This is a genomic window from Salibacter halophilus, from assembly GCF_008806325.1.
Taxonomy (GTDB): Bacteria; Bacteroidota; Bacteroidia; order Flavobacteriales_G; family Salibacteraceae; genus Salibacter; species Salibacter halophilus.
On sequence record NZ_WACR01000004.1, the window covers coordinates 256284 to 267331 of the forward strand.

General features: G+C 38.2%; 9 protein-coding genes and 1 pseudogene. 9 read left to right on the top strand and 1 reads right to left on the bottom strand.

All coding sequences use genetic code 11. The features are described 5' to 3' along the window. Positions 1 to 13: 13 nt before the first annotated feature. On the top strand, positions 14 to 466 hold the full coding sequence (locus tag F3059_RS05955; RefSeq protein ID WP_151167215.1) for an energy transducer TonB: 453 nt from the start codon (positions 14 to 16) through the stop codon (positions 464 to 466). 3 nt (positions 467 to 469) lie between these two features. On the opposite strand, the gene F3059_RS05960 is transcribed toward F3059_RS05955, so the two are convergent. Then, on the bottom strand, positions 470 to 814 hold the full coding sequence (locus F3059_RS05960) for a hypothetical protein (RefSeq protein WP_151167216.1): 345 nt from the start codon (positions 812 to 814) through the stop codon (positions 470 to 472). A gap of 387 nt (positions 815 to 1201) precedes the next feature. On the opposite strand from F3059_RS05960, the gene F3059_RS05965 reads away from it, so the two are divergent. The 8 genes and pseudogenes from F3059_RS05965 (at position 1202) to F3059_RS06000 (ending at position 10945) form a co-directional block, all read left to right on the top strand. Then, a complete protein-coding gene (locus F3059_RS05965; protein WP_151167217.1) occupies positions 1202 to 2911 on the top strand; it encodes a LamG-like jellyroll fold domain-containing protein in 1710 nt (569 codons plus the stop codon). Next, the gene (locus F3059_RS05970) at positions 2902 to 3345 is read left to right on the top strand and encodes a hypothetical protein (RefSeq protein WP_151167218.1); all 444 of its coding nucleotides are present in this window, start codon (positions 2902 to 2904) and stop codon (positions 3343 to 3345) included. The genes F3059_RS05965 and F3059_RS05970 overlap by 10 nt, the downstream gene beginning before the upstream one ends. Before the next feature lie 14 nt (positions 3346 to 3359). Continuing rightward, positions 3360 to 3719 (top strand): hypothetical protein, encoded by a 360-nt coding sequence (locus F3059_RS05975; protein WP_151167219.1) that lies wholly within the window; start codon positions 3360 to 3362, stop codon positions 3717 to 3719. 367 nt (positions 3720 to 4086) lie between these two features. Further along, positions 4087 to 5994: an RHS repeat-associated core domain-containing protein gene (locus tag F3059_RS05980; RefSeq protein WP_151167220.1), complete on the top strand. Its 1908-nt coding sequence runs from the start codon at positions 4087 to 4089 to the stop codon at positions 5992 to 5994. Positions 5995 to 6004: 10 nt separating this feature from the next. Then, entirely contained in the window at positions 6005 to 6622 is a 618-nt protein-coding gene (locus F3059_RS05985) for a hypothetical protein (protein WP_151167221.1), read from the top strand. Between the two features lie 142 nt (positions 6623 to 6764). Further along, the gene (locus F3059_RS05990; protein WP_151167222.1) at positions 6765 to 9644 is read left to right on the top strand and encodes an RHS repeat-associated core domain-containing protein; all 2880 of its coding nucleotides are present in this window, start codon (positions 6765 to 6767) and stop codon (positions 9642 to 9644) included. Position 9645: 1 nt separating this feature from the next. Further along, positions 9646 to 10047 carry a hypothetical protein gene (locus F3059_RS05995; protein WP_151167223.1) on the top strand — a complete coding sequence of 134 codons (402 nt, stop codon included), beginning with the start codon at positions 9646 to 9648 and terminating at the stop codon, positions 10045 to 10047. Positions 10048 to 10291: 244 nt separating this feature from the next. Continuing rightward, positions 10292 to 10945: pseudogene (locus F3059_RS06000) on the top strand (IS1 family transposase). Positions 10946 to 11048 lie beyond the last annotated feature (103 nt).

Consider the following 11048-nt stretch of genomic DNA (forward strand, 5'->3'; position numbering starts at 1 on the left):
AAAAAGAAGAATTATGAGATTAAATTCAGATTTTGTAAAATGGGGTATTATTTCTATAGTAATAATGCTATTTTCTGTGCCATCATTTTCACAAGACAATGAAGATAGTTTAAAATCGGATTATGAAGAAATAAATCCTTATGGAAAAAAAGTAAGTGGATTTACTATTGTTGATAGTTGGCCAATGTATCCAGGTGGGATTAATGGTTTAAATCAATATATTTCTATCAATTTAAAATATCCCTTAGAAGCAAAAAATCAAGGTTTAGAGGGGAAGGTTCTTGTCAGCTTTATTGTTAATACAGAAGGAGAAGTTACTCAAGTAAAGATAAAAAAAAGCGATCATCCTGTTTTTAACGAAGAAGCAAAAAGGGTTATTGAAAATATGGGAAAGTGGAAACCTGCAATTCAAAAGGGTAAACCTGTTAAAGTAAAATATGAACAAGAAGTGAGATTTATATTATAATAATTAATCATCATATCTAGGTTTTGCATATGTTCGTTTAATAAATAAATTTTCCATTGGTTTTTTTTTGTTAAACTTTATTAATAAACTATCACCGACAGAGTATTTAGAGGTGTAGCTGCGTTCCATTTGATCAGATTCAAAATCACCTTCATAATAAATGCCGTTTACTTCAAACTTATAAAATACATGAGGTTTGTAAAATCCTCTACCCCAATGCTCCTTTTTAATATCTATGACAATTGCTAATGTATATTCAGGATTTTTAATTTTATGTTTTTTTTCACTACATCCTATTATGATGAAGCTTAATAACAATACTGCAGTAATGATATTTTTCTTTTTCATCTTTACCTTAAATTTTGTTTCAATTTTTCAATAAGAGATTAACCATTTAAAATGAGGATCAATCTTAATGATTTCTTTTTATTAATAAAAGGGTAATGTCTCAAACATGTTGGTAGTCTTATTTTTATCCTTTAAATTTCAGGTTATCAAGTAGTAAAAGAACATGTTTGAAATAAATTCAAATATATCTATACCTCACTCAGCAACTTTTAACCGCTAAAACCACCTTAAAATGGCTTCTTCCTGTACCTCGTGTATCAAATGTGTTGGTGATGAACTAAAGCTTTGTTAATCACAATAAATACGGAGAGTTTTGTCGGTTCTGACCGTTAATTTTTTTATCTTTATGGTTCCAACCGACTTGGAGTAGAGAAAGAAGAACAGCGGATGCGGTATAGTGATATAGGAACATACAACGGACTGGGAGATTACAGCCTTGACAACATCAGGCACTACAGCACCGGTAGTGAATACCTGGTTACCTTCTCAGGCGGTACCATCACCACTTCACCCAACGTAGAGTTCCATTTCAGTATCAAAAATGGTTCTGATTATACAACCGTAGGCTGCAATACAACCGGCAGTATAGCGTCACTGGCGAGTTGCGTGGCCGGTCAAATACTCAACCCGCTTGATACCATCAGGATAAGCGATACCTCTTTTGTGGTAACCGCCACCGAATTCTTCATGCCCACAGATGCTCAAATAAGCTATGACAAAGTCAACGACCTAAAAATCACCATAGAAGAAGTAGACTCACCACTGCGCAAGCAATACGCTTATCACCGTTACGGGAAGAGTCGTTACGAGCTCAGCAACCATTTGGGCAACGTGCAAAGTGTTGTGAGCAACCGTAAAGTATCTACTCAGGACAACAGATTGTGCTTAAATGGCCTCAACGAGTCAGCCTCTTCAACGTATTTTGCAGCCGGGTTGAGCAATGAATTAACCATGGCAGGTTGGATAAAAACCACAGACGATTCCCCCGGTACATCCTATGCGATAACCTATTATGACGTCAATACATACGAGAAAGGCATGGTACTGGGAATTTACCACGGCAATGCCCGTGCAGCAGGCCGAAACGGAACAGGAAGCTTGTACGGCCTGGTAGGTACTACAGACATAACCGATAACCAGTGGCACCACCTTGCCGTAACCACAGATGGCACCAACTGGAGCCTGTATGTAGATGGTGTAAAAGAAGATTCACTGGTAAGCCCGTCAGGTAACTTTACCAGCAGTAGTATGTACGAGCCATTCACAATAGGGAAAACCCAATATGATGGAGGCTACTTCAACGGATGTGTTAAAGAAGTGAGCTTTTGGAATGCAGTACGACCAGATACAACAATAGCCAATGACTATTCAAGGAATAGAGAGTTCAGCGGATCAGAGAAAAACCTGATAGGATACTGGAAAGTAAATGAAACTACCGGTACCACGATAACGGACTACTCATCGGGGAATCATGATTTAACCGTTTCCACCTCTACAGGCTGGTCAACCACTACACAGGAATACTTAGCAGCTGATATTATCAGTTTCACCGACTATTACCCTTACGGAAGCCGAACACCGGGTAGAAACTGGAATTCAAATGTTTACCGCTACGGGTTCAATGGTATGGAAGGCGACCCCGAAATGAAAGGCACCGGAAACCATTACACGACTTTCTTCAGGCAGTATGATCCAAGACTTGGTAGGTGGTTCTCTACTGATCCTGTTATGCAAGCATGGATGTCTCCATACATGGCAATGGATGGTAATCCTATTTTGTATGCTGACCCAAGAGGTGATGAAATCAGATGGGGAAGTGTTAAGAGATGGGCAAGAACTCATATTAAAGCACTTTTTAATAAGGATTACAGGAAAAAATTAAAAGCTTTTAAAGCACATTGGAATGAAAAATATAAGAATACAAAAAAAGATAAATTTATTTTAGATTTTGACCCAAATCTTGGAGAAGGAGCTATTGATTTTAAAATGGCACAACTAGAAACATGGGAGATCACAAGAGTAAAGTTAAAGATAAACATAGGTTTTATATCAAAAGAAACTTTAAACACGAACCCCCTCTTCATAGAGTGCCAATAAAAAAACCAGACCACATAGAAAATGAATTCAAACTAGAAATAGCTAGAGATCCAATACCTATCCCTGATGATGAGATGGATCATCATCACCACCATCGTCATGTAACTATTAGTATATCAGCGTCCTATAAATCTAGCTCAAGTGATTATAAACGTCCAGAAAGAGCAAACGATGAAATTAAAGATGCTGCTGATAGAATTATAAGTAATTCTTTAAGTTCTGTTTTTATTACAATCTCAACTAATATGTCTGAAGATCAGCTTGGTACTCCGATAGGGAGAAATGTGACGCTAAATAATCTTCTTTGGAATAGGGGTCGAAGGCTTAGACAGCAACTTATAAATGAAGGAGTGCCTCCTAGTTCCTTTGATGAGAGTAACTGGTTAAGATTTGAATTTGATTCTTCACCAGGTTTGAATATAAGTGGTGAGTAAAAAAATATGGTATTATGAGAAAAGTATTTGTATTATTTATTGTTATAGTTATAGTATCTTCTTGTAATCTAAAAAGTAAGAGCTACTATATAATAGAATATAATGATAAAATTGATTCTTTTTACACAAAAATAAATGATATACCTCTTTGTGAAATTGCGCCTACTCTAACAGAAAAATATGAAGGAATAGAAAGCTTGACCAAAAAAGATTTAAAAAGGATTAGAAGAAGTTTAAAAAGATGTGATTGTAAAACAGGTTTCATATATGGATTATATGACAGTTATAGTGAAAAGAGGATCATAGCAGGTTGTGACTCTATAAATCCAACAAGGTATGGTATAAGATTAGAAAATTTTAAATTAATTGAATAAGTTGGTAATTTATCAAACATGTTGGTAGCCTCATTTTACTTTTTTAAAGTGCAGATTACCAAGTAGTAAAAGGACGTGTTTGAAATAAATTCGGTAATGTATCAAACATGTTGGTGGCCTTGTTTTATTCCTTTAAGGTGCAGATTATCAAGTAGTAAAAGAACGTGTTTGAAATAAATTCAAATATATCTATACCTCACTCAGCAACTTTTAACCGCTAAAATCACCTTAAAATGGCTTTACCCTGTACCTCATGTATCAAATGTGTTGGTGGAGAACTAAAGCTTTGAAAATCAAAATAAATACGGAGAATTTTGTCGGTTCTGACCGTTAATTTTTATACCTTTTTGGAGACCAACGCCTCGGAATGGAAAAACAGCCGGACTCCGTAAATATCGCAACAGTGTACAACTACAATGGGCTCGAAGACTACGAGTTGAACCATTTGACCCGTTATGCCAAAGGCTCTGAGTTTATGATCTCCCTCTCGGGCAGTACCCTCTCATCCACACCCGGTATCAAATTCCACTATACCGATATCGACAGCGTTGAGCACATCACACAAGCCTGCACCACAACAGGAACGATACCGAGTGTAGCGGCAGACCTGTTCAACCTGATCAACATAGAACCCGAACTCGATGTAGAATGGGTGAGTGGTAGCAGTACTTCCTTTATCGTATCAGGCAATAAAGGCAATGCCATTTTGCCGATTGCCGCCAAGGTTAGCTACAACAAATTTGAAGACCTCACCATCACCATTACCGCACTGGAAGAGACCGAGCAGATCAGCCAACACTTCCATCACTACGGCAACAGCCAGTACGAGTTGCCCAACCACTTAGGCAACGTACAAAGTGTCGTGAGCAATCGCTACCTGTTTGCCAACGAAACCATCCACGAAGAAGACTTCTCGACCGACTTCTGGGGCGGAATGACCATCTGGGGATCGAGCGGCCTCAGCGTCAACACCAACAATGGTGATTTAACCGCATCAGGAAGCAACGGGTATGTAACCCTGTCATTAAACACGACCCCTTCAATAGGCCACGAGTTGCGCTTTGACCTGGCCGATGCCAGCAGCTCCATTACTGTACGCATACGGAATACGACAACCAACAATATTATCAGTTCAGAGACCTTCACCAATGGCACCGATCACAAGTACCAGTTCACCCCTAACGGAGATATCCAGATAGAGTGGTACACCTCACCGAACCAAACCTTCAGTATTGACAATGTTGAAGTGATCGAGAGAGGGGATGAGATACTGGCTGATGTGAGGACTTATCAAGATTTTTACCCTTTTGGAATGTTGAGCAGAAAATACAATTCTCCTGATTACTCCAGAGGGTTTAATGGACAAATCAAAACCGATGAAATAGCAGGTGAAGGAAATCATAATACGGCAAGGTATTGGGAATACGATACGAGGTTAGGGAGAAGGTGGAATATTGATCCTAAACCTAATCCTTCTATTGGTGGGTATGCAACATTTGCAAATAATCCTATTTTATTCAGTGATCCATTAGGAGATACATTAAGATTTGGATGGTTTGCGAGAACTTTTCGAAAAGGAAAAATTGAGGAGTATATGAAAAAGTTAAATGCAGATGTAAGAAAACATACAAACCTAAACCTGATAGAAAAAAACGGGTATATAACCTACAGTAGACGTGAAGGCAATACTCCCACATCATCTTCAAAGCCTGTTGCTTCAGCTTTAGCAAAAGGTTTAATGATGAAAGCAATTAATTCTAGAGACAATATAAAGGTTAAATTTTCTAGTAATGGGAATCGTTTCATGAAATCAAGCAATTATGCGGATAAGTCAGGTCATAGAAATGGGACTTTGTTCATTGATATGGATCAAACTTTAGAGTTACAAAGAAATTTTATTTCAAATTCAGTTACATCTGAAACTATTGGTTTTGCTTTTACTATGTACCATGAGCTTGATCATATTTATTCAGATTCTTGGGATCCAGGCTCTACTTCGTTGAGCTATGATCCAAATATTCATCTAGGAGGTACATTTGATCCTATGGGAATTGCTAGAAATAGTTTAGATTTAGCATTTGCAAATGCTTCACGACCAGGCTTGACTGTTTCCAATATTAATTCGATTAGGCAAGAATTAACAAATAGCTTAGGCCAGAATTATGGACAAAGAAGGATTTATTCTCATATTGGTTTAGAGAGAAGAACATACATATTTTTTAATAATGCTAAGACTTTTGGAGGTGGACATGGAGGCACAACCTTTATCGATTAATTTGAGAAGTATGAAAAATGAACTTATTGTAATCTTTTTGTTTATTATATCGATTCCTAGTTATTCATTATCTCAAGAGAGTAACAATTGGTTTAAGGACTCTTTATTCTTACCTCAAATAGGTGAACAGTATAAAAGCAAAAAAATATGCACTAAAAAGGTTAAAGAAATAAGAGAATTTAAAAAAGACAGGTATCATAAAGTTTGTAGTAAATTCATCATTGAGAATAAGCGATATAGAGGAAGTAGTAATATAGATTCTTTGATAGGATATATTGAGTTAAAGTATGATACTTTGATTCATCATTCTTCTAATCTAAAAGAACTTTCTTTTAGTGGAATAAAAAACGATAGTATCATATATGACAAAAAATCTGAATACTATAATTTAACTTTAAAAAGAAATACCAATACATTAAATTGCATTATTCTGTATAGTACTAATTGTATTTATGTTAGCTCTAAATATTTCACTTTTTCAATTATAGGAGGCAAGTATGATCCCGCTCCAAGTCAGGTATTTAATAATATACTTAACCCTGAAGAAAGAGAAAGTATAATAGACGTTGAAATAAAAGGAGTTGGAGCCTTATATGAAGAAAGATGGATTCTCCCTCCTCAACATTAAGAGGTAATGTCTCAAACATGTTGGTAGCCCTGTTTTACTTTTTTAAAGTGCAGATTATCAAGTAGTAAAAGAACATTTTTGAGATAAATCAAATATATCCATACCTCACTCAACAACTTTTAACCGCTAAAACCACCTTAAAATGGCTTCTTCCTACACCTTGTGTATCAAATATGTTGGTAACACGAGCATACCCAACAGCTTTAGCCAGACATCGGTTCTGACCGAAACAAAACTTTACAACCTACAAGGCTGGCTCAAGAGTATGAACAGCAACACCGGCAACACAACCCGCGATCCCGGTAAAGACGGAGAAACGGGAACCGGTTACCTCGCCAACCAGCCCGATGTACACGCCCGTTTTGCCCAGGACGTATTCGGGTTCTCACTCGGCTATTACGAAAACGACTATGCCGCCATCGACCCGTCAAAAGACAACTTCATAGCCGATCAGTCTCCGCTGAACAGCAACATCAACCACCTGTTCAACGGCAACATCTCCACCAGTGTCACCGCCCTTTTGGATCACGATCAGAACCGCCTGGAGATCCAACTCAAAAACTACAAATACGACCAAATCAACCGCCTCAAATCACAAACCGTTTACACAGCCGATGACAACATCCAGGAAACCAACGCCTGGTCCTCCGGAGTCAGCTCAAACGGGACCTACGACACCTGGTACAGCTATGACCTGAACGGCAACATCGACTCGCTGAGCCGCAACGGGAACCAAACCGGCAACCTCGGCATGGACCACCTGAAATACCACTACAACAGCGGAACCAACCAGCTCGACCAGGTAACCGATGATGTAGCCAGCTCCACCTATTCAAACGACTTCAACGGCAGCGAGCCCGGTAACTTCCAGTACGATGACATCGGCCGTTTGATCAGCGATGACAGCGCCCAAATAGCCGAGATCGAGTGGACCATCAACAACAAAGTAAAGTCCATTACCCGCACCTCGGGCAGTACATTAGATGATTTAGAATTCCGTTACGATCCCAACGGCAACCGCATCGTGAAAATCGTAAAACCAAGAGACAACAACGGAGACCCCGAACCCGCTACAGAGTGGCGCTATACCCACTACAGGCGCGATGCCAGCGGACAGGTCATGGCCACCTATGAGACCACCGTTGACGGTGATCAACTTGCACATGTAGCCAAAGAACATTACCTTTATTGTGACCAACGCCTCGGTATGGAAAAACAAACCGACTCCGTCAATATCGCAACAGTCTATAACTACAACGGATTGGATGATTACCAGTTGAACCACCTGACCCGTTATGCCAAAGGCTCTGAGTTTATGATCAGCCTCTCGGGGAGTTCACTCTCATCCACACCCGGCATCAAATTCCATTACACCGATATCGACAGCGTTGAGCACATCACACAAGCCTGCACCACAACCGGAAACCTGGCCAACGTGACCTCAGCCTTGCGCTCAATAATAAGTGCAGAACCGGATTTGGATGTAATTTGGGTAAGCAACACCTCCTTTAAAGTAACCGCCAACAGAGCAAACGCCACCTTACCCATAGCCGCCAAAGTAAGCTACAATAAATTTGAAGACCTCACCATCACCATTACCGCACTGGAAGAGACCGAGCAAATCAGCCAACACTTCCATCACTACGGCAACAGCCAGTACGAGTTGACCAACCACTTAGGCAACGTACAAAGTGTGGTGAGCAACCGCTACCTTTTTGCCAATGAAACCATCCACGAAGAAGACTTCTCGACCGACTTCTGGGGCGGGATGACCATCTGGGGATCGAGCGGTCTCAGCGTCAACACCAACAATGGTGATTTAACCGCATCAGGAAGCAACGGGTATGTAACCCTGTCATTAAACACCACCCCATCAGTAGGTCACGAGTTGCGCTTTGACCTGGCCGATGCCAGCAGCTCCATCACCGTGCGCATACGAAACACCACAACCAACAATATTATCAGCTCAGAAATCTTCACCAACGGCACTGATCACAAGTACCAGTTCACCCCTAACGGAGATATCCAGATAGAGTGGTACACTTCACCGAACCAAACCTTCAGCATTGACAATGTTGAAGTGATCGAGAGAGGTGATGAGATTCTTGCTGATGTGCGGACGTACCAGGATTATTATCCTTTTGGAATGTTGAGCAGAAAATACAATTCTCCTGATTACTCCAGAGGTTTTAATGGACAAATCAAAACCGATGAAATAGCAGGTGAAGGAAATCACAATACCGCAAGGTATTGGGAATATGATACGAGGTTAGGGAGAAGGTGGAATCGTGACCCTATCTTTAAAGAATGGGAAAGTGAGTATGTAACATTTAATAATAATCCGATTCTCAAAATTGATCATAATGGCGACAATGCTGGTGAATATGAAAAAGTAGTAAATGAAGATGGAACGGTGAAAACAACCAAGGTAAGTGATCTTGGAGATGATAAAGGTGTAGATTTCACACATATTACTGGTGGAGAACATGATGGACAAACTTATATTGAAAGTCAAGAAACAGGTGTTGGAGTTTATATGTCATCTTCAAAAAATATTAAAGATTTTATACATAGGCCAGAAGGCATTGATTGGGAAAATATTTATGAAGAGTTTAAAAAGGGAACAGGACCAGAGAATAGTTTGATTACAACACCAGCAATGCTTCAAGAAATAATGGAGTCTCCCCAATTTGCAGATGCATTTAAGCATTATTTAGATAAAGGAGCGCCAAAGAAATTAGCTTATGAGTCTTCATTTGGAATTCCAGGAGCTCTTAAGTCGGGTAAGAATATGACTGCTCAGATGATAGGAAAGGCAAATTATAGTTTTTATAATACTGGAGATAAGTTAGTGATTACTATTATGGATAGCAAATCGGTATCCTCTTATTATTGGATAGCTAAACTTGTACCATCTGAATGGGTAAATAAAAATAGGAGCAATGATTCTAATGAAAATATTCCTGAGAGTACTACTAGACAAACTTATATAATGATTTTTGATATTAAACAAGATGAATAGAATGGGCACAGTTAAGAATGTTTTATTAATTGGAGGGTTCGTGATTATTGCAATAATCTTAATACTTGTATATAATAATATTACAGGAACCTATGTAAGATATAAAAGTGAGAATACGACTGATTCATTAATTTTAAAAAAGGATAACAAATACATTAGAAAAATATATGATTTAAAAAATGATAAATTAATTTTTCATAATGTAGGTAAGTGGGAAGTTGAGGAAGATAGAATTGTATTTTATGATTTTTTTATTAATGAAGACAGAAAATACAATCATGATTTTGACTTTAATAGTGGTCTCACTATTGCTTCTTTTCCAATTAAAAATAGATGGGGTAGATATGTTTTTGATTACGATCAAGAAAAATCCTATTACAAATACAAAGAGGTATATTGGTAAGTAAATACCTTAAATGTGTTAGTATGCAAAAGCAGCAGATTGAAAATAAGTGTACTAATGCAGTAGGTCACGAATTGCGGTAATGTCTCAAACATGTTGGTAACCTTGTTTCACTCCTTTAAAGTGCAGCTTATCAAGTAGTAAAAGAACATGTTTGAAACAAATTCAAATATATCTATACCTCACCCAACAACTTTTAACCGCTAAAACTACCTTAAAATGGCTTCTTCCTGTTACCTCGTGTATCAAATGTGTTGGTAAAACTGCAGAGGTTATCCGGTATGGAAAAACAAGATATGGAAAGCAGCGTTACCAGTGCAAAAAATGTAAGAGTACATTTATTGAAGATTACTCTTACCATGCTTACATGGCTGATGTCAATAGCCGTATTACAATTTATGTGAAAGAAGGTTTGGGAATACGGAGCATTAGCAGGATAATAGGTATCTCTACCAATACAGTGATGAGTAGAATAAAGTCAGTAGCTTCTGATATCAAGTCACCTATGATAGGATTTGGAAAAGAATATGAAGTAGACGAACTCTGCTCTTTTATCGGTTCTAAAAAGAGAAAAATATGGATCGTTATAGCACTTAGCAAAGATACAAGACAGGTGTTAGCTTTCAATGTAGGGAATCGAACTAAAGTGACGATAAAAAAAGTAATAGATACTCTGCTACTCGCAAAGAGTAAAAGGATTCACACTGATAGACTCAGGTTATATAACTCAACTGTACCGAATAGAATTCTCAGTGTCTGCCAATATGGGACAAATCATGTTTAACGATTAAATTTATCTTTACGTACACATTTGAAAAGGCTGAACAGGAGAACAATTTGTTTTTCGCGAAGTAAAGTAATGTTGACAGCGAGCCTTAAGATTTACTTTTGGGGATAATCTAGATGTTTGAAATATTCAATTATTCGTTTTGATATGTTTGAGCTGCTCAATTCTCTGCAATGCTTAAAGTCCACTCAATAAAAGATCAATTCCAGTAGCT